The sequence below is a fragment of the Stenotrophomonas sp. YJH_SMC_10 genome, from assembly GCF_059371555.1.
The window spans coordinates 155,155-175,638 of the sequence record NZ_JCAFUS010000005.1 but is presented as its reverse complement, the minus strand read 5'-3'; the positions used below and the strand labels follow the sequence as shown (position 1 = coordinate 175,638).

The 20,484-nt window shown below is 67.7% G+C and carries 20 protein-coding genes; 12 read left to right on the top strand and 8 right to left on the bottom strand.

What is annotated here, in order from left to right:
• Positions 1-33: 33 nt before the first annotated feature.
• The gene (locus AC5P9C_RS09475) at positions 34-960 is read left to right on the top strand and encodes a DUF808 domain-containing protein (protein ID WP_064239404.1); all 927 of its coding nucleotides are present in this window, start codon (positions 34-36) and stop codon (positions 958-960) included.
• Between the two features lie 64 nt (positions 961-1,024).
• Here AC5P9C_RS09475 and AC5P9C_RS09470 read toward each other — a convergent pair whose 3' ends face one another.
• Positions 1,025-2,563, bottom strand: coding sequence for a GGDEF domain-containing protein (locus AC5P9C_RS09470; protein WP_495205153.1), 1,539 nt, complete (start codon positions 2,561-2,563; stop codon positions 1,025-1,027).
• A gap of 105 nt (positions 2,564-2,668) precedes the next feature.
• On the opposite strand from AC5P9C_RS09470, the gene AC5P9C_RS09465 reads away from it, so the two are divergent.
• The 3 genes from AC5P9C_RS09465 (at position 2,669) to AC5P9C_RS09455 (ending at position 4,590) form a co-directional block, all read left to right on the top strand.
• Complete coding sequence (locus AC5P9C_RS09465; RefSeq protein ID WP_343540696.1) at positions 2,669-3,304, top strand: Rossmann-fold NAD(P)-binding domain-containing protein; 636 nt, start codon at positions 2,669-2,671, stop codon at positions 3,302-3,304.
• Entirely contained in the window at positions 3,304-4,011 is a 708-nt protein-coding gene (locus tag AC5P9C_RS09460; protein ID WP_103282138.1) for a helix-turn-helix transcriptional regulator, read from the top strand. Before AC5P9C_RS09465 ends, AC5P9C_RS09460 begins: the two co-directional genes overlap by 1 nt.
• A 192-nt stretch (positions 4,012-4,203) precedes the next feature.
• Complete coding sequence (locus tag AC5P9C_RS09455; protein ID WP_049468059.1) at positions 4,204-4,590, top strand: VOC family protein; 387 nt, start codon at positions 4,204-4,206, stop codon at positions 4,588-4,590.
• Between the two features lie 77 nt (positions 4,591-4,667).
• Here AC5P9C_RS09455 and AC5P9C_RS09450 read toward each other — a convergent pair whose 3' ends face one another.
• From AC5P9C_RS09450 to pdhA, 4 genes are read right to left on the bottom strand one after another with little or no spacing between them, the layout of a single operon-like run.
• The gene (locus tag AC5P9C_RS09450) at positions 4,668-6,065 is read right to left on the bottom strand and encodes a dihydrolipoamide acetyltransferase family protein (protein ID WP_164688985.1); all 1,398 of its coding nucleotides are present in this window, start codon (positions 6,063-6,065) and stop codon (positions 4,668-4,670) included.
• Positions 6,062-6,415, bottom strand: a complete 354-nt coding sequence (locus AC5P9C_RS09445) for an SH3 domain-containing protein (RefSeq protein ID WP_005411349.1) — start codon at positions 6,413-6,415, stop codon at positions 6,062-6,064. Before AC5P9C_RS09445 ends, AC5P9C_RS09450 begins: the two co-directional genes overlap by 4 nt.
• A 1-nt stretch (position 6,416) precedes the next feature.
• Positions 6,417-7,484, bottom strand: a complete 1,068-nt coding sequence (locus AC5P9C_RS09440; RefSeq protein ID WP_049468055.1) for an alpha-ketoacid dehydrogenase subunit beta — start codon at positions 7,482-7,484, stop codon at positions 6,417-6,419.
• Positions 7,477-8,559 (bottom strand): pyruvate dehydrogenase (acetyl-transferring) E1 component subunit alpha, encoded by a 1,083-nt coding sequence (gene pdhA, locus AC5P9C_RS09435; RefSeq protein ID WP_343540701.1) that lies wholly within the window; start codon positions 8,557-8,559, stop codon positions 7,477-7,479. Before pdhA ends, AC5P9C_RS09440 begins: the two co-directional genes overlap by 8 nt.
• Before the next feature lie 336 nt (positions 8,560-8,895).
• Between pdhA and AC5P9C_RS09430 the strand changes: the two genes are divergently transcribed.
• From AC5P9C_RS09430 to AC5P9C_RS09415, 4 genes are all read left to right on the top strand, one after another.
• Positions 8,896-9,771, top strand: coding sequence for a tryptophan 2,3-dioxygenase (locus tag AC5P9C_RS09430; RefSeq protein ID WP_049468053.1), 876 nt, complete (start codon positions 8,896-8,898; stop codon positions 9,769-9,771).
• 180 nt (positions 9,772-9,951) lie between these two features.
• The gene (locus AC5P9C_RS09425; RefSeq protein ID WP_049468052.1) at positions 9,952-11,451 is read left to right on the top strand and encodes a peptide MFS transporter; all 1,500 of its coding nucleotides are present in this window, start codon (positions 9,952-9,954) and stop codon (positions 11,449-11,451) included.
• A gap of 19 nt (positions 11,452-11,470) precedes the next feature.
• Positions 11,471-12,076 carry a thioredoxin family protein gene (locus AC5P9C_RS09420; RefSeq protein ID WP_164688984.1) on the top strand — a complete coding sequence of 202 codons (606 nt, stop codon included), beginning with the start codon at positions 11,471-11,473 and terminating at the stop codon, positions 12,074-12,076.
• A 196-nt stretch (positions 12,077-12,272) separates the two neighbouring features.
• Positions 12,273-13,412 carry a hypothetical protein gene (locus AC5P9C_RS09415; protein ID WP_343540705.1) on the top strand — a complete coding sequence of 380 codons (1,140 nt, stop codon included), beginning with the start codon at positions 12,273-12,275 and terminating at the stop codon, positions 13,410-13,412.
• 31 nt (positions 13,413-13,443) lie between these two features.
• Here the strand turns inward: AC5P9C_RS09415 and AC5P9C_RS09410 are convergent, their stop codons facing one another.
• A complete protein-coding gene (locus AC5P9C_RS09410) occupies positions 13,444-14,499 on the bottom strand; it encodes a PDDEXK nuclease domain-containing protein (RefSeq protein ID WP_057494333.1) in 1,056 nt (351 codons plus the stop codon).
• A gap of 376 nt (positions 14,500-14,875) precedes the next feature.
• Positions 14,876-15,370, bottom strand: coding sequence for a MarR family winged helix-turn-helix transcriptional regulator (locus AC5P9C_RS09405; RefSeq protein WP_053461595.1), 495 nt, complete (start codon positions 15,368-15,370; stop codon positions 14,876-14,878).
• A gap of 129 nt (positions 15,371-15,499) precedes the next feature.
• On the opposite strand from AC5P9C_RS09405, the gene hppD reads away from it, so the two are divergent.
• Complete coding sequence (gene hppD, locus AC5P9C_RS09400; RefSeq protein ID WP_176422034.1) at positions 15,500-16,612, top strand: 4-hydroxyphenylpyruvate dioxygenase; 1,113 nt, start codon at positions 15,500-15,502, stop codon at positions 16,610-16,612.
• Between the two features lie 85 nt (positions 16,613-16,697).
• On the top strand, positions 16,698-17,996 hold the full coding sequence (gene hmgA, locus AC5P9C_RS09395) for a homogentisate 1,2-dioxygenase (protein ID WP_049468044.1): 1,299 nt from the start codon (positions 16,698-16,700) through the stop codon (positions 17,994-17,996).
• Positions 17,997-18,079: 83 nt separating this feature from the next.
• Here hmgA and AC5P9C_RS09390 read toward each other — a convergent pair whose 3' ends face one another.
• The gene (locus AC5P9C_RS09390) at positions 18,080-18,622 is read right to left on the bottom strand and encodes a hypothetical protein (RefSeq protein WP_057494331.1); all 543 of its coding nucleotides are present in this window, start codon (positions 18,620-18,622) and stop codon (positions 18,080-18,082) included.
• A 125-nt stretch (positions 18,623-18,747) separates the two neighbouring features.
• On the opposite strand from AC5P9C_RS09390, the gene AC5P9C_RS09385 reads away from it, so the two are divergent.
• Entirely contained in the window at positions 18,748-19,404 is a 657-nt protein-coding gene (locus tag AC5P9C_RS09385; RefSeq protein WP_049468040.1) for a hypothetical protein, read from the top strand.
• Between the two features lie 73 nt (positions 19,405-19,477).
• A complete protein-coding gene (locus AC5P9C_RS09380) occupies positions 19,478-20,437 on the top strand; it encodes a sodium:calcium antiporter (RefSeq protein WP_343540711.1) in 960 nt (319 codons plus the stop codon).
• Positions 20,438-20,484: the final 47 nt, after the last annotated feature.

Sequence of the window (20,484 nt, the reverse complement as noted above, 5' to 3'; positions counted from 1 at the left end):
CAGAATCCGCTCATCCCCTTTCTTGGACGCCCCATGGCCGGTGCCAGCCTGTTCGCCCTGCTCGACGATATCGCCACCCTGCTCGACGATGTCTCGGTCCTGACCAAGGTCGCGGCGAAAAAGACCGCCGGCGTGCTCGGCGACGATCTGGCGCTGAACGCGCAGCAGGTCACCGGGGTCAACGCCAACCGCGAACTGCCGGTGGTGTGGGCGGTGGCCAAGGGCTCGCTGCTCAACAAGGTGATCCTGGTGCCGGCGGCACTGGCGATCAGTGCGCTGGAAGCCTGGCTGCACGGCCGTGGCTGGAACGTGCCGCTGATCGTGCCGCTGATGATGATCGGCGGTGCTTTCCTGTGCTTTGAGGGCGTGGAGAAGCTGGCGCATCGTTTCCTGCATTCCTCCGAGGACGATGCCGAGCGCCTGGCCGAGCGGCGCAAGGCGCTGGCCGACGCGCAGGTGGACATGGTCGCGTGGGAGAAGGACAAGGTGAAGGGCGCGATCCGCACTGACTTCATCCTGTCGGCCGAGATCATCGTGCTGACCCTGGGCGTGGTCGCCACCGCTCCGTTCACCAACCAGGTGATCACCCTGGCCGTGGTGGCGCTGGCGATGACGGTGTTCGTCTATGGACTGGTGGCCGGCATCGTCAAGCTCGACGACGTCGGCCTGTACCTGTCGCGCAAAGGCGGCGCCATCGCCGCCTTCGGTCGTGGTCTGGTGGCCTCGGCACCGTGGCTGATGAAGTTCCTGTCGGTGGCCGGCACCATCGCCATGTTCCTGGTCGGCGGCGGCATCCTGGTCCACAACGTGCCGGCGCTGCACCACGCGGTGCAGGCGCTGGGCGGCCAGGGCCAGTGGGGCTGGCTGGTCAGTGCGGTCGGCAACATGGTGGTGGGCATCATCGCCGGTGCCATCGTGCTGGCGGCAGTGACCGGCTTCCAGAAGCTGCGCGGCAAGTAAGCCCGTGGACCCTCGGGGTCAGATCCCTTTTCCGTTGGGAAAGGGATCTGGCTCCATTCCACGATCACCCTGCCTGCACGCGGTTCTTGCCCTGTCGCTTGGCCGCATACAACGCGTCATCCGCACGCCGCAGCAGGGCCTCGGCATCATCGCCGGGCTGCCATTGCGACAGGCCGGCGCTGAAGTGCACCGGCACGCGGCGGTCCTGCACGGTCAGCACGCGATGGGCCAGCGAGCGCTGCAGGCGCTGCACGGTGGCCATGCTGTCGGCCGCCTGGGTTTCCGGAAGCACCAGCACGAACTCGTCGCCGCCCAGCCGTGCGATGCCATCGGTCGCCCGCAGCAGCAGCTTGCACACGGCCACCAGGTGCTGCAGCAGCGCGTCGCCACCGGCATGGCCGTGTGCATCGTTGGTCTGGTGGAAATCATCCAGGTCGATCACCGCCACGCCCAGGGGTGCGTTGTTGCGTGCGGCACGGGCCAGCTCGCGTTGCAGCAGTTCGTCCAGGCCACGGCGGTTCAGCGCCTGGGTCAGTGGATCGATGCGCGCCAGGTCACCGGCCGCGCGCAGCTCCTGCTCCAGCTCGGCAATGCGCTGCTCAGCACGTTCCACCTCCTGCCGCGCGTTGGCCAGATGATCGCGGGCCTGCGCAGCCTGCTGCTGCACCTTGCCGGTGTCGCGCATCACGTCCTGCAGCAGCTGGTTGAGGTCGGCGATGCTGCGTGCCTCGCGCAGCTGCAGCGCGTAGCTGCCGATGCGGTCATGGTATTCGCCGGTACTGGTGGCCATGCCATCCATGCGCTCGATGAACTCGCCCATCAACCCGCGCATGGCTGCCTTCGAATCGTCGATGCCCTGGCGCAGCAGGCCCTGCTTGTAGATCACTTCGCGCAGTTCGGCGCGGGTGCGCTCGACCGCTTCGGCTTCCAACGGCCCGTCCAGCAGTTGCCGTACTGCGGCGATCTGGCCCTGCAGCCAGCTGCGGTCATCCAGCAGCTCGCTCACGTTCTCCAGCAGCAGCGCGAACAGCTCCAGCAGCAGCGCCTGCTGCTCCTGCCAGCTCTCGGCGCGCACGCCGACCTGGTGGCCAAGCTCGCGCACCCCCTGCTCGATCGGCTCCAGCGCGGTACCCGGTTGCCACTGGCGCAGGCGCACGGCCAGCGCCTGCGCCTGCTCGCGCAGGTCCGGGTCATGCTGCAGCAGCGCCACCACCGCGCCGCCCAACAGCAGCCGCAGCTGCTCGGACAGGCGCAGGCTTTCCGGCTGCCCGTCCGGCGAATGCTGCTCGATGGTGCGGATGTACTTGTCGATCAGCTGCCGCATCGCGCGCCCGTAGCGCGGCCAATCGGCACTGGCCTGCGCCGATTGCAGGCGGTCACCCATGTCGCCCAGTTCGCCGGGCAGGGTGGCCATGCCGTTGGCGAACGCGGCCAGCAGGGGCTTCGGCGCGTCGGCCCCGGCGAACAGCTGCTGCAGCGCCACGCCACCGCCGCCCTGCAGCACCACACGATCACCCCGGCCGTCGTCCGCCGCCGCGCGCACGCGTGCCGACGGCCCAAGGGCGGTGCCGGGTGCAGGGCGGGGATCGGGCTGGTCCGTCATCGAGCGAATCCTGGGGCTGGCAGGGTCTGGTTCCAGCATATCGGCGCGGCCGCCGAGGGCTTGAACGGCTAGGATGGGCGACAGGATGCCGTAGTGGAGGTGGGGATGCGCGTGATGCTGCTGGGGGCGACCGGCCTGGTCGGTGGGCAGGTCCTGCCGATGTTGCTGGATGACCCGCGCTGCCGCGCCGTCGTGGCGCCCACCCGACGGCCGCTGGCGCTGCGTGGTCCGAAGCTGCACGCGCCGGTGCTGCAGTTCGATGCGCTGCCCGATGCACCGGCGTGGGCCCGCGTGGACGCGGTGATCTGCGCGCTGGGCAGTACCCTGGCCCAGGCCGGCAGCCGGGAAGCCTTCCGTCGCATCGACCACGGCTACCCGATGGCGTTTGCCCGTCTTGCCCGGGCCGAGGGCGCCCGCGCCTTCGCACTGAATTCCGCCGCCGGTGCCAATCCGCAGTCACTGATCTTCTACAGCCGGGTCAAGGGCGAGCTGGAACGTGACCTGCGTGCGCTGGGCTTTGCCTCTTTGACCCTGGTCCGGCCGGGCTTGATCGGCGGCGAACGCAACGAAGTCCGGCGCGGAGAGCGATGGGCGCTGTCGGTGCTGGGCGCGCTGGGGCCGGTGCTGCCGCGGTCATGGCGGATCAATCCGGCGGGTGAGATCGCCCGGGCGCTGGTCGAGGCCGCACTGGCCCCGCATCCGGGCGAACACGTGGTGGCATCCCGCGCGCTGGTCGGCTGATGTCGCGTGCGCTCCGCCTGAACCAGCTGCAGCAGCTGCTGCGCCGCCATCGGCGACCGGTGGCGGGGCAGGCGCTGGCCGATGCGCTGGGTATCAGCCTGCGCACGCTGTACCGCGATATCGAAACCCTGCGCGAGCAGGGCGCCGACCTGCGCGGCGAGGCCGGCGTCGGTTACCTGCTGGCCCCCAGCGATACCCTGCCGCCGATGACCCTGCCACCGGCCGAGATCGACGCGCTGGTGCTGGGACTGCGTTGGGTCGCGGCGCGCACCGAGCCGGCGCTGGCCGAGGCTGCACGTGACGCCCTGGCGCGCATCGCGCACGTATTGCCCGTGGCGCGCCGCGAGGCCCTGCGTGACAGCGGCCTGCGCGTTGGCCCATCGCGTGCTGCGGCCAAGGTGCCGGCTGCACGCCTGCAGGCCGTGCGCGAAGCCGTGGGTTCGCAGCAGCGCCTGCAGTTCGGCTACCAGGATGCGCAGGGACAGCGCAGCGAACGGATCGTCTGGCCGTTCGCGCTGGGCTACTTCGATGAAGTGCCGATGCTGGCGGCCTGGTGTGAGCGCCGCGAGGATTTCCGCCACTTCCGGCTGGACCGCATCCGCCAGGTGCGGGTGCTGGAGGAGCACTATCGGGTGCCGCGTGCCACCCTGCTGCGGCGCTGGCAGAAGGCACAGGGCATCGCGCCGGACTGGCTGGATCGTTCGTAGCGTCGGGCCCGCTCGACTGCTTCTGCGTTCTGCTTCCTGCCTCTTGGGGGAGGGCGGCCTTCGCACGCGAGCAGCAGTCGAGCAAGCTCGACCTCCACCAAGGCAACAGCAGTCGAGCACGCTCGACGCTGCTGACAGAATCTGTCAGCAGGGCCGTACCACCATGATCGCTCCCAACAACGGAGCTTCCCCATGTTCAAGCCCAGCACGCTGCTGCAGTACGTGCGCGACGTTACCGCCAGCGCCACCTTCTACAGCGGCATCCTCGGCAAGCCACCGGTGGAGCAGTCGCCCGGCTTTGCCCTGTTCCTGCTCGGCGATGGCGCCGCACTCGGCCTGTGGCAACGCGACGACGTGCAACCGCCGGTGTCCGCGCAGGCCGGTGCCGCTGAACTGGCGATGGTCGTCGCCAACCCCGACGTCGTGCAGCAGCTGCACGATGCGTGGCGCGCGCTCGGTGTGCAGATCCTGCAGGCGCCGATGACGCTGGAGTTCGGCCACACCTTCGTCGGCGCCGACCCTGATGGGCACCGCCTGCGTGTGTACAGCCGCGCCGAGGGCATGGTCGCGCGCGATTGATCGCATGCATTCTGTAGAGCGGGCATAAAAAAACGCCGGGCAATGCCCGGCGTTCGTGTTTCACAGGTGGTGGCCGATCAGCTGGCCAGCGCCAGGTCGTCCATCATCGCGCGCAGGAAGCGGGCAGCTTCACCACCCGTGGCTGCGCGGTGGTCGAAGGTGACCGACAGCGGGATCACCTTGTGCGCTTCCACGCCGCCCATCACCGGGGTCATCTGGTGGCGGGCACGGCCGGCACCGACGATGGCCACGCACGGCGGCACCACGACCGGGGTTGCGTAACGACCGGCGAACATGCCGAAGTTGGACAGCGAGATGGTGTAGCCACTCAGTTCCGACGCCGCGATCGAACGCGATTCCACCTGCTCGCGCAGGCGGTTGACGCCTTCGCGGATGCCGCGTGCATCGAGCATGTCGGCATTGCGCAGGGCCGGCACGAACAGGCCGTCGTCGGTGTCCACGGCGATGCCGATGTCCACCTGCGCGTGCAGGGTGCGGGTCAGTGCTTCGCCGTCGAACCAGGCGTTCATCGCCGGCACCTTCTGTGCGGCAACGACGATGGCGCGCACCAGGCGGGCGGTGACGTCGTTGCCCGGCAGCCAGGCGTGGATGTCGGCGTCGTCGTTCAGCGTGGTCGGCACGACCTTGCTGTGCGCATCGGCCATCACGCGGGCCATGTTGCGGCGCACGCCCTTCAGCGGTTCCGGCTGGCCCTTGGCGACCACGCCCGGCGGCTGGGTGCGCATCGGCTTGCCGGCGGCAGACAGCGGGGTACGGGCTTCGCTCTGCACCGGGGCGGACACCTGCGCGGGGATCGGCGCGGCATACGCAGCGGCAGCGACCGGCGCCGGAGCAGCGCCGAGCTTGGCGGTGCCGTTGGCGGCGGCCTGCTTGACGTCGGCCATGGTCACCGCGCCATCGGTGCCGGTGGCGGCCACGCGGCTCAGGTCCACGCCCAGCTTGCGCGCCATCGCACGCACGGCTGGCACGGCCTTGACGCCACCGACGGCCAGCGCCTGTTCGGCATGCACGGCATTGGAGCTCTGCATGGCGCCGACCACGGTGCCGGCGTCATCACGCTCGGCCGCGGCGGGCTTGGCGTCCTCGGCGGCAACCGGAGCGGCCGCAGCCGGCAGCGGCGGCGGGGTCGGTGCGGCCGCCGGCGCGGCCGGTGCTGCGTGGCCATGGCTGTGGCCGGTGTCCTGGCCGTCGGCGCGCTGCGGCAGGTTCGGGTCCAGCTCGAAGCTGGCCAGCACCGAGCCGGTCGGGATGATGTCGCCGGCCCCGCCGGACAGCTTCAGCACCTTGCCGGAGAACGGCGAGGGCACTTCCACCACGGCCTTGGCGGTCTCCATCGAGACCAGCGGCTCGTCCAGCTTGATCACATCGCCTTCCTTGACGAACCACTCGACGATGGTCGCGTCCGGCAGGCCTTCGCCCAGGTCGGGCAGGTTGAAGTTCTTGGTCTGGCTCATTTGCAGTTCTCTTCCAGCAGTTCCAGTTCGCGGGCCGGCAGCCAACCCGTCGCGCCATTGGCGCGCTCGGACCACCACCACCCGCCGTGTTCGTGATGAAGCTTCACCATCTCGCCGCTTTCCACATCCAGCTCGCGGGCGTCGTAGTCGCACAGGGCTTCAGCGCGACCCTCGTCCAGCAGCTGCAACCAGGCGATGGGCGCCCATCCAGCGCGACCATCGTTGGTGCGTACCCAGGCAAACGCCGGCCATTCCTCGTCACGGACACCTACTTCGACGATCTGGCCGGTGTGGAACCGGAGCGGGTTGGGATACTGGCTGCGGTAAGCCCCCAGAAGGCGGGCCCGCATGTCAGCCGGCCGCCACCGCGCGCTTGGCCGCAGCCACGATCCGCTCGACGCTCGGCAGGTACTTCATTTCCAGGCGGAACAGCGGAATGTGGGTGTCGTAGCCAGTGACGCGCTCGACCGGGGCCAGCAGGTCGTAGATCGATTCCTCAGCCAGGCGCGCGGCGATCTCGGCGCCAAAGCCCGCCGTCTTCGGGGCTTCCTGCACGATCACGCAGCGGCCGGTCTTGGCCACCGACTCGGCAATGGTGGCGAAGTCCAGCGGACGCAGGGTGGCCACGTCGATGACTTCGGCACTGATGCCTTCGCCGGCCAGCTTGTCGGCCGCTTCCAGCGCTTCCTTCACCTGCGCGCCCCAGGTCACCAGAGTCACGTCGGTGCCGTCGCGCAGCACGAAGCAGACGTCCAGCGGCAGGGCTTCACCGTCGTTGACGACCACTTCCTTGTACTGGCGGTAGATGCGCTTGGGCTCCATGTAGATCACCGGATCCGGTTCGCGGATCGCGGCCAGCAGCAGGCCATAGGCGCGCTGCGGCGAGGACGGCAGCACCACGCGCAGGCCCGGCACGTTGGTGAAGATCGCCTCGTTGGCTTCGCTGTGGTGTTCCGGAGCGCGGATGCCGCCGCCCCACGGCACGCGCAGCACCATCGGGCAGTGCAGGCGGCCACGGGTGCGGTAGCGCAGGCGCGCGGCGTGGCAGACGATATGGTCGACCATCGGATACATGAAGCCGTCGAACTGGGCTTCGGCCACCGGCTTCATGCCCTGTGCGGCAAGACCAATCGTCAGGCCGGCGATGGTGGTTTCGTCCAGCGGGGTGTCGAGGATGCGGTCCGAGCCGAAGCGCTGCTGCAGACCGGCGGTGGCGCGGAACACGCCGCCGTTGACGCCCACGTCTTCGCCCAGCACCAGCACCGACGGGTCATGTTCCAGCTCCCAGGCCAGCGCCTGGGTGATGGCTTCGATGAGGGTGATCGGGGTGGTGGTCATGCTGTCATCTCCGCGCGCGACAGCAGCGCTGTCGGCGGCGTTGGTGTGCGCGCCGGGCGCGTTGTTCTTGATCTCATCCATGGCGCTTCTCCAGGGCGATCGCCTGGGCACGCTGGGCCAGCAGGTCCGGCGGCGGATCGGCATACAGGAAGTCGAACATCGCCTCGACCGGCTGCACCGGCGTATTGAGGTACAGGTTCACTTCCTCGTCCACGCGCGCGCCGCACTCGGCGGTCCAGGCGGCTTCTTCTTCCTCGCTCCACACGCCGGCGCTGATCAGGTACTTGCGCAGGCGCAGCATCGGCTCGCGCTGCCAGGCATCCTTCACTTCGGCGTCGTCGCGGTAGCGGCGCGCGTCGTCGGCGGTGGTGTGGTCGGACAGGCGGTAGGTCATCAGTTCCAGCACCGTGCCACCGTCGCCGGCCAGCGCACGCTCGCGCGCCTGTTCCATCGCCGCCAGCACGGCGATCAGGTCGTTGCCGTCCACCTGCAGGCAGTGCAGGCCGCCGGCCAGGCCCTTCTGTGCCAGCGTCTCGGCACCGGTCTGGGCCGAACGCGGGACCGAGATGGCCCAGCCGTTGTTGACGATGCACAGGATCAGCGGGAGCTTGTAGGCGCCGGCCGAATTCAGGGCCGCATAGAAGTCGGTCTTGGAGCTGCCGCCATCGCCACACACGGCCACGGCGATCTGCGGTTCCTTGTTGAGCTTGAACTTCAGCGCGGCGCCGGCGGCATGCAGGCACTGGGTGGAAATCGGCACGCAGAACGGGAAGTCCTTGGCCGCGTTGCCGCCGTAATCGTTGCCGCGTTCGTCGCCGCCCCAGTACATCAGCACGTCGTGCGGGCGCACGCCCCGCATGAACATCGCGCCATACTCGCGGTACGAAGGCGCGAACACGTCGTCCTTCTGCATCGCCGCGCCGATGCCCACGTGCGCGGCTTCGTGGCCCAGGCAGGCGGCATAGGTGCCCAGCTTGCCGGTGCGCTGCAGCGCGATGGACTTGCTGTCGAACGTGCGTACGAACAGCATCTGCTTGAACAGCGGTACCAGGACCTTGGGGTCGCGCAGCGACGCGGGCAGGTCATCGCGGACGAGCTTGCCGTCCGCGTCCAGGTACTGCAGGTATTCGATCTTGAATTCAGCGGCAACCGTCATTGCGTACTGCACCTTCGACAGAGAAGTTACAAATGATATGAATCGCCATGTTAAGGAACGCGTACGGAATAGCCTTCCTGCGCCGCAACACGGCAACGCCCTGTTTTACCCCTGCCGGCGGGTGGGGGGCCAATAACAACAACGTATTCAGTCGTTGCTGCAAAGCATCAGAATACGCCTCTGGCTGACCGCCGGCGCAACGACCCGATCGGTTCCACGCGCAGGCCCCGCATCGGCCAATGCTCCACGGGGCACCGCACGCCCCGGTATGGACGGCGCGGCTGCCCGCGCGGCTGGCAACGCGCTACCCTTGCCGCCCCCGATCTGGCCGCACCCATGTCCGTCGACAACAACCAACGCGATCTCGAAGCCGGCATCCACACCGACCTGCAGGGCCGCCTGACCTATGGTGGTTACCTGCGGCTGGACCAGCTGCTCAGCGCGCAGCAGCCGTTGTCCAGTCCGCCGCATCACGACGAGATGCTCTTCATCATCCAGCACCAGACCTCGGAGCTGTGGCTGAAGCTGCTGGGCCACGAACTGCGTGCGGCGATCGGCTTCCTGCAGCGCGATGAGGTGTGGCAGTGCCGCAAGGTGCTGGCCCGCAGCAAGCAGGTGCTGCGCCAGCTGACCGAGCAATGGTCGGTGCTGGAAACGCTGACTCCGTCCGAGTACATGGGCTTCCGCGACGTGCTGGGCCCGTCCTCGGGCTTCCAGTCGCTGCAGTACCGCTACATCGAGTTCCTGCTGGGCAACAAGAACGCGCAGATGCTGCAGGTGTTCGAGCACGATCCGGCCGGGCAGGCGCAGCTGCGCACCGTGCTGGAGGCACCGAGCCTGTACGAGGAGTTCCTGAAGTACCTGGCCCGCTTCGGTCATGCCGTCCCGGCGGTGTACGAGGCCCATGACTGGACCCAGCCGCATGTGGCCGACGACGCCCTGCAGCCGGTCTTCGAGCGCATCTACCAGGACACCGACCGCTACTGGCGCGAATACGCGCTGTGCGAGGACCTGGTGGATCTGGAGACCGCCTTCCAGCTGTGGCGATTCCGGCACATGCGCACCGTGATGCGGGTGATCGGCTTCAAGCGCGGCACCGGCGGCTCGTCCGGCGTGGGCTTCCTGGCCAAGGCGCTGGAGCTGACCTTCTTCCCCGAACTGTTCCAGGTGCGCACCAGCCTGCAGGCCGCGCCCCCCTCAGCGCTGGACTGATCCCCATTCAGCTTGGCCCCGGCCGCTGGCTGGATCGTTTCAGATGCAAGTTCAGCGAGCAGGCCGGCACCTGCCTCAAACGGCGTGTATTTGACGTGAACGCCAGAAGTCGGTGATCCTCGCGCGTTGCTCCAACTGCACAGCGGACGTGCTCGTCATCCACCGAACCAGGAAATCCGCATGAGCCTAAACGCCACTGCGAACACCCCAGAGCCGGCGCTGCCGGACTTCAAGACCACGCTGGGCCACCCGCGCCCGTTGTGGATGCTGTTCATGACCGAGTTCTGGGAGCGCTTTGCGTTCTATGGCATCCGCTGGGCCTTGGTGCTGTACATCGTCGCCCAGTTCTACAACGGCAGCGCTGCCGGTGAAGGCGACGCCAGCCGCATCTATGGCGCCTACCTGGCCCTGGTGTACGCCGCGGCGATCTTCGGTGGCTACGTGGCCGACCGGGTGCTGGGCTACCAGCGCTCGATCCTGACCGGCGCGATCATCATGGCCGCCGGCCTGTTCATGATCTCGCTGCCGCAGGAGCACATCTTCAAGCTTGGCCTGGCCACGATCATCGTCGGCAACGGCCTGTTCAAGCCGAACATCTCGACCATGGTCGGCAAGCTGTACGGCCTGAAGGACGAGCGCCGCGACTCGGGCTTCACCATCTTCTACATGGGCATCAACATCGGCGCGATGATCGCCCCGGTGCTGACCGAGTACCTGGCCCGCAAGGTCTTCGGTACCGATGCGATGCCGTCCTACAAGGTCGTGTTCATCGCTTCGGGCGTGGGCATGCTGATCTCGCTGGTGTGGTTCTACATCGGTCGTGCCGGCCTGAAGGGCATCGGCGCACCGCCGGCCGGCGCTGAAGGCTTCGGCCGCATCATCATGGTGCTGGCCGGTGCCGTGGTCGCCATCCCGGTGGCGTACTTCCTGCTGGCCACCGGCGCCACCGCGCTGGCCTGGATCCTGGGCGCGATGTTCACCGCCCTGGCCGTGCTGCTGCTGGTCGAGGGCGTCCGCGAGGGCAAGGTGCAGCGCGACCGCGTGATCGCCATGCTGATCATCTTCGCCTTCAACGTGATGTTCTGGATGTTCTTCGAACAGGCCGGCAGCTCGTTCACCTTCCTGGCCGAGAACATCGTCAACCGCCAGTTCGGCAGCTGGACCTTCCCCACGGCATGGTTCCAGTCGGTCAACTCGGTGGCGATCATCACCCTGGCGCCGGTCATCGCCTGGATCTGGGTGGCCATGGGCCGTGCCAATCCGTCCATTCCGCGCAAGTTCGGCCTGGGCCTGCTGTTCAACGGCGCCGCCTTCGCCCTGCTGATGTTCGCCCTGTCGCAGATGGTCGTGGACGGCAAGATTCCGTTCTGGACCCTGTTCATGGTCTACGTCATCCAGTCGGTCGGTGAGCTGTGCCTGTCGCCGATCGGCCTGTCGATGGTGACCAAGCTGGCCCCGGTGCGCCTGGTCGGCTTCGGCATGGGTGGCTGGTTCCTGTCCACCGGCATCGGCAACAACCTGTCGGGCATCTTCGCTGGCGTGGTCAGTGGTGAAGGCGGCATGACGGTCGAGTCGGCCCTGAAGGGGTATACCTTCGGGTTCTGGGCCCTGATCGGCTCCGGCGTGGTGCTGTTCCTGATCGCCCCGCTGATCAACAAGCTGATGCACGGCGTCAAATGATGATGAGAGGGTAGAAGGCATGCGTAGCAAGCTCGGTACTGCGGTAGTGGTGGTCTGTGCGGCGCTGATCGGCGCCTGTTCGCAATCGCAACCGCCTGCCGCCGCCGAGCCCACGCAGCCGCTGGATACCCGCCCCACCGAGCCACCGGTCGCTGACCCCAGCGAACCGGTGGCCTCGGGCAATACCCCGGTGGCGGCGGACATCGCCGCCATCGCCGGGCTCGGCGCGCAGTTCGACCCGGCGCGCGACCCCGCCGATGACCTGGCCACCGCCAAGGTGGAAGCCCAGCGCGGCAAGAAGCGCATCCTGCTCGAGGTCGGCAACGCCGCCTGTGAGCGCTGCCGGGCGCTGGACGACGTGGTGGAAGGCAACGGCGACCTGCGTCGCTTCCGCGATGCCCACTACGTGTGGGTGAAGGTCAACGCCAGCGACGAGCAGCCCAACACCGCCTTCCTTGCCCAGTTCCCGGTGATGGAGCGCGACTACCCGCACCTGCTGGTGCTGGACGCCGATGGCGGCCTGCTGGTGTCGCAGGCCACTGCTGAGCTGCGCAAGGGCGAAGCCTTCCAGCCCACGCGGGTGGACGCCTTCCTCAAGCAGTGGGCACCGGACAAACCGGAGTAGGGTAGTGCCGGCCGCTGGCCGGCAGCTGCGGTGGGGGCCGACCGTGGGTCGGCACTGAGGCGCATCCACGCCTTGCGCGGATCTACTGCGCGCCCCGTCACACTCTCTGAATCCGTGTCTCAACTTCACCGTGAGCACGCCGTTACCGGCAAGGACCTCAGTCGACGCCCCGTCGACGCAACCTACCGGAACGCCCATGCACAGCGACCACGCCGAACGATTGCCCGACCCTGCCGGTGCGCTGGCCGACGGTGGGGCAGGCGAAGGTGTGACCCTGCCCGCGCAGGAGGCCTTGCTGGATGACGCCGGTACCGGCGAGGACAGCGTCGAACTGGCACCGCCACGCCACCGCCTGCCGCAGATCGCGCTGCCCGACAACGTGGTGCTGAAGGGCGCGGTGCAGAAACTGGTCGAACAGAAAGCGCGCCTTGATGCGCTGGCCGCCGAAGGCCAGCTGGCCGGGCTGCTGCCGCCCGAATGGCAAGGCCACGGCGCGCGCGCGATCGAGCTGTCCACCTTCATCCAGGGCGTGCTGCCCTTCCTGCAGACCGGCGAGCGTGGCGAGACCGCCCCCGCGCGACTGCCGGTGCGCCACGTACTGGGCGATGACAGCCGCTGGGGCCTGGAAGATGTTGCCGAACCCAAGTCGCTGGCCTGGTACCTGGCCAGTGACGAGCGCGCCACGGCCGGCAGCAAGGACGTCGCCGAGGCGTATCTGGTGGGCGCATTGGGCCTGGCGTGGATGCAGGAAGGCCGCAGCCGCCCCGGCTTCCTGCGCGCGATGGGCCAGGACAGCCTGGCAGCGCGGGTGACCATGCTCGGTTACCCGCCGGCCAACGAACTGGCGCTGTACAGCGTCACTGCGCACGGCCAGCCGCAGATCTGGTGCGTGCACGGGCGCCGCCGCATGCGTCCGCTGGTGGCGCCGTGGTTGAGCGTGCCGCTGCTCACCGCCTACGGCGTGCCGGCGCCGGTGGCGTGGCCGTCCAGCTTCCCGCCGGTGGAGGCGGTGGTCGAGCTGCTGGCGACCGCCCGCCTGGGGCGCGCGCTGCCGGAGGTGGACCTGGCCAAGGCGGTGGCGAAGATCGCCGAGGACGCCGCCTCCGACGCCTGGCAGCCGGTCAGCCTGCTGCAGCTCAACACCTGGTCGCCGCGCTGGCACTTCTTCCTGGGTACCTTCGTCGGCCTGCCTTCGTTGCTGTTGGTGGCGGCGGCGCTGGCGCTGCCGGGGGCGGTCGAAGCAGCCACGGTGGCCGCTTCGCTGGGCTTCGCTGGTGGTGCCATCGCGGCGCTCGCGGTGCCGTGGATCCATGCCCGCCGCAAGCACCTGAGCTGAAGCATGAACGCCATCCGCGCGTGGCGTGGATCTACGGGAGGCCGGGCGCCGCGGTCTGCAGCTGTTGCCGCGCCCGCTCCATGGCAGTCTGTAATCTTCGCTTCAGGACCTCACGGGAGGGCAGCGTGGTCAGGTACTCCGCAACATGGATGCCTGAGCGATCCAGCTCCAGCAGTTCAATCTGGCCCGCCTTCTTCCCCGTGCAGAGGATGATACCCAACGGCGCCTGCTCGCCATCCTCACGTTCGTAGCGGTCCAGCCAGCGCAGATAGAGTTCCATTTGTCCCTTGTAGGCCGGCTTGAACTCGCCGATCTTCAACTCGATGGCAATGAGTCTTCGCAGGCGCCGGTTGTAGAACAGCAGGTCCAGGTGGAAGTCATCGCCGTCGATCTGGATGCGCTTCTGGCGGGCGACGAAACTGAAGCCGGTACCAAGTTCAAGCAGGAAGCCCTGCATCTCGCGAAGGATCGCGGTTTCAAGGTCCTGCTCGTCCCACCTGTCCTTGAGGCCAAGAAAGTCCAGTACGTAGGGATCACGCAGTACCAGCCCTGGAGACAGCTGCTGGTTGCCGCGCAGTGCCGCCAACTCTTCGGCGATGGTCTGCTCTGGCTGGCTGGAGAGTGCCGTGCGCTCATACAGCATCGAATCGATGCGCTGGCGCAGCGTGCGTACACTCCAGCCCTCGGTGGCGGCCATCTGGGCATAGAAATCGCGCTTGAGTGGATCCGCCAGTGGGATCAGCGCGATGAAATGGGTCCAGCTCAATTGTCGTATCAGCGATACGACAATCTGCTCGTCTGCAAATGCGATGGAGAACTGCACCATCCGGCGCAGGCTCTTCTCACCGAAGGACGTGCCGAACTCGGCAGACAGCGCCTTGGCGATCCGGGTGAAGAGAGCCTCGCCGTAACGCGCACGCTGCCCCGCCATCTGGTCAACATGGATGCGACGACCGATTCGCCAGTACAGCAGCGTCAACTCGGCGTTGATGGACCTGTGCATCCTGCTGCGCGCTGCGCAGATCAGCTCTCTGAGATCGGCCAGCAATTCCTGGCCATGCGGCGACGTTGAACGCGAGTCATCCATGAGGGGGCCGTTCGATGTGGATGGCCGGGCTGATGCCCGTTGAACGCGTACCGTCCGGCCGCACGCGCCGACAGTCCAATAAGAGAACTCATTGGATCAGCCCGTTTCGATACACCAGCTTCGCGGAAACGGGTCGTATCGTGCTAATGCGGAAATGCCGACGGGCGAGGGCGACACTTCATGACGGATTCCGCCGGAAGTGAATGCGTGCGATGTCATCGCTTGTGGTCGGCCCACAGCTCGTACAAGAGCGGGGCCCGGCAGATCAAAGGGGGGCGGACGACAATCGCCCAGCCACTGCTCTGCTGCCGGCCAGGGTCGGCACCCGCGCCCTGGTGCCCAAAGCGACTTAATCCCCTCCGTCCCCTTTTTTCTTTCAGACCCCTTGGCCCATCCGCTCCAGGCCTTCGCCGGCCAGGCGCAGGATCAGCTTCTCCAGCACCTGCTCTTCCTCCTCGCTCAGCACCGACATCAGCTTGCGGGTGATCTCGATCACCATCGGGGCGATGGTCTCGTAGACCTCGAAGCCGGCCGCCGACAGCGCCAGCACCGAGCGGCGGCGGTCGTCGCCGTGGGTCTCGCGCTTGATGAAGCCGCGCTCCAGCAGGCGGGCCACGGCGCGGCTGACCGCCACCTTGTCCATTGCCGTGCGGTCGGAGACCTCGCTGGCCGACGAACCCGGGTACAGCGCCAGGATGGTGATGACCCGCCATTCGGGAATCGCCAGACCGTAACGATCGCCGTATAGCTTGGCGATGTTGCCGCTGACCCGGTTGGACAGCACGCTCAGCCGGTAGGGCAGGAACTGTTCCAGGTCGAGCAGGACGTGCGAGGCACGCAGGCGGGTCGAGGCGGGATCGGCGGGGCTCATGTTGCGGTGCACCTTGCTGGTGGTTTCAAGTGTAACTATAAGGGGTGGGTCCAGACCCTGCATTCTCGCCGGGTCCCAACCTGCCCGCACCTGGTTTGTACCGATGCGGTACCGATTCGGAGCCACGCCATGAATACCGCAGTCCCGACCGCCTCGCATCCCAACCCCGGCATGCAGGTCACCACCTTCGAGAACCCGATGGGCATCGACGGCTTCGAGTTCGTCGAATTCGCCGCCCCCGCCGGCCGAGGCCAGGAGCTGCACGCGTACTTCCGGAAGATGGGCTTCAGCGCGGTGCTCAAGCACAAGCAGCGTCCGATTACCGTCTATCGCCAGGGCGACGTCAACTTCCTGGTCAATGAAGACCCCGATTCGTTCGCCGCCGACTTCGCCGAAAAGCACGGCCCCTGTGCCTGTGGCTTCGCCATCCGCTTCAAGAAGCCGGGCCAGGAGGTCTACCAGACCGCACTGGGCAACGGCGCCGAAGCCATCGCCTTCAAGCCGGACAGCAAGGCGGTCAGCGCACCGGTCATCAAGGGCATCGGCGACTGCATGCTGTACCTGGTCGACCGCTATGGCGCGGCCGGCAGCATCTACGACGGCGACTACGAGCCGATCGCCGGTGCCGACCTGCACCCGTTCGGCTTCGGCCTGACCTTCATCGACCACCTGACCCACAACCTGTATTTCGGCAACATGCAGCAGTGGTCGGACTACTACGAGCGCCTGTTCAACTTCCGCGAGATCCGCTACTTCGACATCAAGGGCCTGAAGACCGGCCTGGTGTCCAAGGCGATGACCGCGCCGGACGGCATCGTGCGCATCCCGCTGAACGAATCGTCCGACCCGAAGAGCCAGATCAACGAGTACCTGGACGCATACAAGGGCGAGGGCATCCAGCACATCGCCTGCTTCACCGAGAACATCTACGAGACCGTCGAAGCGATGCGCGCGCAGGGCGTGGATTTCCTCGACACGCCGGAAACCTACTTCGATGTGATCGACCAGCGCGTGCCGAACCACGGTGAAGACGTGGCGCGCCTGGCCAAGAACAAGATCCTGATCGATGCCGATCCGGAAACCCACCAGCGCAAGCTGCTGCAGATCTTCACCCAGAACTGCATCGGCCCGATCTTCTTCGAGATCATCCAGCGCAAGGGCAACGAAGGCTTCGGCGAAGGCAACTTCACCGCGCTGTTCGAGAGCATCGAGCGCGACCAGATCCGCCGCGGCGTGCTGTAAGGTCTGCAGGCACTGTCGGCTTCCCGCCGGCAGTGCCTGTCCGAATGCTAGTGCCGGCCGCTGGCCGGCCATTTCTGGAGCCCCCATGTCCCCCGCCATCACCGCCCGTGGCTACCAGTCCGGTTTCGGCAACGAGTTCGCCACCGAGGCCATCGCCGGCGCGCTGCCGGTCGGGCAGAACTCACCGCAGAAGGTGGCCCACGGGCTGTACGCCGAACAGCTGACCGGCACCGCCTTCACCGCGCCGCGCGGAAGCAACCGCCGCAGCTGGCTGTACCGGATACGTCCGGCGGTAACCCATGGCGAGTTCACCCCGTTCGCGCAGTCGCAACTGCAGTGCGATTTCGGCGCACAGCCGGCTTCGCCGAACCAGCTGCGCTGGAGCCCGCTGCCGCTGCCGGAACTGCCGACCGACTTCGTCGAGGGGCTGTACACCATGGGCGGCAACGGTTCGCCCGACGCGCATGCCGGTGTAGGCATCCATCTCTACGCTGCCAACCGCGACATGGTCGGCCGTTACTTCTACAACGCCGATGGCGAGATGCTGATCGTGCCGCAGCTGGGCGCGCTGCGCCTGCTGACCGAGCTGGGCGTGATCGAGATCGAGCCGCAGCAGATCGCGGTGATCCCGCGCGGCGTGCGCTTCCGCGTTGAACTGCCCGATGGGCCGAGCCGCGGCTACCTCTGCGAGAACTACGGTGCACTGCTGAAGCTGCCCGACCTTGGCCCGATCGGTTCCAATGGCCTGGCCAACCCGCGCGACTTCGAAACCCCGCACGCGGCGTTCGAGGATGTGGATGGCGATTTCGAGCTGATCGCCAAGTTCGAGGGCCGCCTGTGGCGTGCGCCGATCGACCATTCGCCACTGGACGTGGTGGCCTGGCACGGCAATTACGCGCCGTACCGCTACGACCTGCGCCGCTTCAACACCATTGGCTCGATCAGCTACGACCACCCGGATCCGTCGATCTTCCTGGTGCTGCATTCGCCCAGCGACACGCCGGGAACCAGCAACATGGACTTTGCGATCTTCCCGCCGCGCTGGCTGGTGGCGCAGAACACGTTCCGCCCGCCGTGGTTCCACCGCAACATTGCCAGCGAGTTCATGGGCCTGGTGCACGGTGCCTACGATGCCAAGGCCGAAGGCTTCGTGCCGGGCGGGGCATCGCTGCACAACTGCATGAGCGGCCACGGCCCGGACGCACCGACCTTCGACAAGGCGTCCAATGCGGATCTGTCGAAGGCCGATGTGATCAAGGACACCATGGCCTTCATGTTCGAAACCCGCGCGGTGATCCGCCCGACCGCACAGGCGCTGGCCGCCGGCCACCGCCAGGGCGATTACCAGCAGTGCTGGAACGGCCTGCGCAACAACTTCCGCTGACCCGAAAAAGGGGACGGAGGGGATTAAGCCGCAATCAGCACACGTGTGCCTGAAACGACTTAATCTCCTCCGTCCCCTTTTCTTCAGGCGACCTCGGCGAACGCGTCGCAATGCTCCAGCGGCAGCGCTTCCAGCAGGCGTTGCCGCACGCGCTGGCAATAGCCTTCCGAGGCCAGCCCGGGCAGCGTCCGCATCGCAGACTGCAGTACCTGCAGGACATCGCTCTCGGCCCGGGCCTGTTGCAGTTCGCGGAACAGGGCCGCTGCCTGTGGGTGGCGCTGCATCTCCAGGATCCCCAGCACATAGATGCGCGCGGCCACCAGCGAGCGGCGGCGTTCGCTGCCGGTTGCGGGTGCAGCCGGTGCCGCAGCCGGCGTGGTGGGCGCCGGTGCTGCCGCGGCTGCGGGTGGCGGCGGTGCGGTTGTGGCGGCGGTTCCGGTGCTCAGGTAACCGGCCTGCACCAGCTGGATGACCATGGCCGCCGCATCCTGGCCAATCAGGCCGGTCAGGTCGGCCAGGGTGCGCTGGCCGTCGCACAGGATCAACAGCCGGCGTTGGCGCATGTCCAGCGGCGCGCGATGGGCCTGCAGCGCGGTTCGGGCGAGATCGGTCTTGCGCGGTTGCATGGAAGGGACAGCCAAGTCGGTGCACGCCGAGCCTGAACGAAGGCGATGAAACGGCGATGACAATGCAGCGCCTGCACGCGCGCTGCGCTAGCGTGCAGCTACCTTCGTGCCAGGGAACCGCACCGATGAAGCACCTCCCGATTGCTGGTCTGTTGCTCCTTTCGCTTGCCGCCTGCAGTGGTGGCCCCGACAAGCAGGGCGCGGCCGGCAGCGGCAGCGACACCCCGGCAGAAACCGCCTCGGCGACCGGGCCGGCCCAGTCGACCGATCCCGACCTCGCAGCCCGCCCGGCGAACGACCTCCGCAAGGACAGCCCGGCGCGCCTGGATGGCTTCGGCGGCGCCGCGCTGGGCGCCGGCATCGCCGAGGTCCGCAGCGGCTTCGGCACGCCGCTGCAGGGACTGGGCACCGACGCCAGTGGCAAGCCCTTGCCGGCCGACGACAGCAACGATGGCTGCTACTTCCTGCGTCCGCAGGGCGCCGAAGACCCTCGCCTGATGATCGAGGCACGCAAGCTGGTGCGCTACGACGTGCGCAGTGCGGCGATCATCGCTCCGGGCGGCGGCAAGGTCGGCATGACCCTCGGCGAGCTGCAGGTGCTGTACCCCGAGCGCGCGGACGTCGGTCCTGACAAGTACGACGAGAAGGCGCAGCACCTGCGCGTGCGGCCGGCGCAGGAGGGCGGGGCGGTCATCGACTTCGCGCTCGGCGCTGATGGACGGGTCAGTGCCTGGCGCGTCGGCAAGACCCCGCAGGTCGATTACGCCGAAGGCTGTGGCTGATCCTTGATCCACCGCCCAGCCATGCGCTCGGGCCACGCGTAGAATCGCGCCACCACTGCTGGGGGAGTGCTCGATGATCGCCATTGCCATTGCCTGGTTCCTGCTTGGCCTGCTGCTGCTGGCCCTGGGCGGGGACTCCATCGTCAAGGCCGTGTCCGGCCTGGCCCAGCGTTTCGGGGCCAGCCCGTTCACCGCTGGATTGCTGCTGCTCGGGGTGGCCACCTCGCTGCCGGAACTGGCGGTCAACGCACGCGCGCTGGCGGTGGGCCAGCCAGAGCTGGCGCTGGGCAATGCGGTAGGCAGCAGCATCGTCAACCTGGGCCTGACCCTGGCCGTGGCCGCCATCGCCGCGCCCCTGCTGCTGCGCGCGCGCCTGCAGACCGTGCTGTGGTGGTCGCTGCTGGTGGCCGGCGTGCTGCTGGTCCTGTTCGGGCTGGATGGCCGCCTGGTGCGCTGGGAGGGCGGCGTGCTGGTGGCGGGCTTCATCGTCATGCAGGTGCTGCTGCTGCACCGCGGCCGCAGCGAGAGCGAGGAGGTGCAGGCCGCCATCGCCGAGTCCGCCCTGAGCCGCACCAGCCTGCCATTGAACGTGCTGCGGGTGCTGATCGCTGCACTGACCCTGTACTGGGGCGCACGACTGGTGGTCGGAGCCGCCGCCGATTTCGCGGTCGCACTGGGCTGGACGCCGCTGCTGGTCGGCCTGCTGCCGGTGGCGATCGGCACCGCGCTGCCGGAAGTGGCTGCGGCGATCGCCGCCGCCCGTCGCGGGCACGGCGACATGGTGCTCGGCCACGTGCTGGGCTCCAGCGTGGTCAACCTGCTGCTGGTGATCGGCGCGATGGCGCTGTTGCAGCCGTTGGCGTTGCCGGCCTCGTTCGTGCGCCTGGAACTTCCGGCGCTGCTGGCCTTCGCGCTGGTGCTGTACCCGATGCTGCGCGGCGACCTGAAGATCAGCCGCAGCGAAGGCGGCATCCTGCTGGCCGCATTCGTCGGCTGGTTCGTGCTGGAACTGCTGCTGGTAGGCGCGGCATGAGCTAGTGCCGGCCGCTGGCCAGCAACCTCATCGCCTCTGACGGACCC

Coding starts and splice junctions, on each gene's coding strand:
- AC5P9C_RS09390 (WP_057494331.1), bottom strand. CDS start 18,622: ATGCAACCGCGCAAGACCGATCTCGCCCGAACCGCGCTGCAGGCCCAT.
- AC5P9C_RS09380 (WP_343540711.1), top strand. CDS start 19,478: ATGATCGCCATTGCCATTGCCTGGTTCCTGCTTGGCCTGCTGCTGCTG.
- AC5P9C_RS09455 (WP_049468059.1), top strand. CDS start 4,204: ATGTTCAAGCCCAGCACGCTGCTGCAGTACGTGCGCGACGTTACCGCC.
- pdhA (WP_343540701.1), bottom strand. CDS start 8,559: ATGACGGTTGCCGCTGAATTCAAGATCGAATACCTGCAGTACCTGGAC.
- AC5P9C_RS09425 (WP_049468052.1), top strand. CDS start 9,952: ATGAGCCTAAACGCCACTGCGAACACCCCAGAGCCGGCGCTGCCGGAC.
- AC5P9C_RS09405 (WP_053461595.1), bottom strand. CDS start 15,370: ATGAGCCCCGCCGATCCCGCCTCGACCCGCCTGCGTGCCTCGCACGTC.
- AC5P9C_RS09430 (WP_049468053.1), top strand. CDS start 8,896: ATGTCCGTCGACAACAACCAACGCGATCTCGAAGCCGGCATCCACACC.
- AC5P9C_RS09440 (WP_049468055.1), bottom strand. CDS start 7,484: ATGGATGAGATCAAGAACAACGCGCCCGGCGCGCACACCAACGCCGCC.
- AC5P9C_RS09410 (WP_057494333.1), bottom strand. CDS start 14,499: ATGGATGACTCGCGTTCAACGTCGCCGCATGGCCAGGAATTGCTGGCC.
- AC5P9C_RS09445 (WP_005411349.1), bottom strand. CDS start 6,415: ATGCGGGCCCGCCTTCTGGGGGCTTACCGCAGCCAGTATCCCAACCCG.
- AC5P9C_RS09475 (WP_064239404.1), top strand. CDS start 34: ATGGCCGGTGCCAGCCTGTTCGCCCTGCTCGACGATATCGCCACCCTG.
- AC5P9C_RS09420 (WP_164688984.1), top strand. CDS start 11,471: ATGCGTAGCAAGCTCGGTACTGCGGTAGTGGTGGTCTGTGCGGCGCTG.
- AC5P9C_RS09415 (WP_343540705.1), top strand. CDS start 12,273: ATGCACAGCGACCACGCCGAACGATTGCCCGACCCTGCCGGTGCGCTG.
- AC5P9C_RS09460 (WP_103282138.1), top strand. CDS start 3,304: ATGTCGCGTGCGCTCCGCCTGAACCAGCTGCAGCAGCTGCTGCGCCGC.
- AC5P9C_RS09470 (WP_495205153.1), bottom strand. CDS start 2,563: ATGACGGACCAGCCCGATCCCCGCCCTGCACCCGGCACCGCCCTTGGG.
- AC5P9C_RS09450 (WP_164688985.1), bottom strand. CDS start 6,065: ATGAGCCAGACCAAGAACTTCAACCTGCCCGACCTGGGCGAAGGCCTG.
- AC5P9C_RS09385 (WP_049468040.1), top strand. CDS start 18,748: ATGAAGCACCTCCCGATTGCTGGTCTGTTGCTCCTTTCGCTTGCCGCC.
- hmgA (WP_049468044.1), top strand. CDS start 16,698: ATGTCCCCCGCCATCACCGCCCGTGGCTACCAGTCCGGTTTCGGCAAC.
- hppD (WP_176422034.1), top strand. CDS start 15,500: ATGAATACCGCAGTCCCGACCGCCTCGCATCCCAACCCCGGCATGCAG.
- AC5P9C_RS09465 (WP_343540696.1), top strand. CDS start 2,669: ATGCGCGTGATGCTGCTGGGGGCGACCGGCCTGGTCGGTGGGCAGGTC.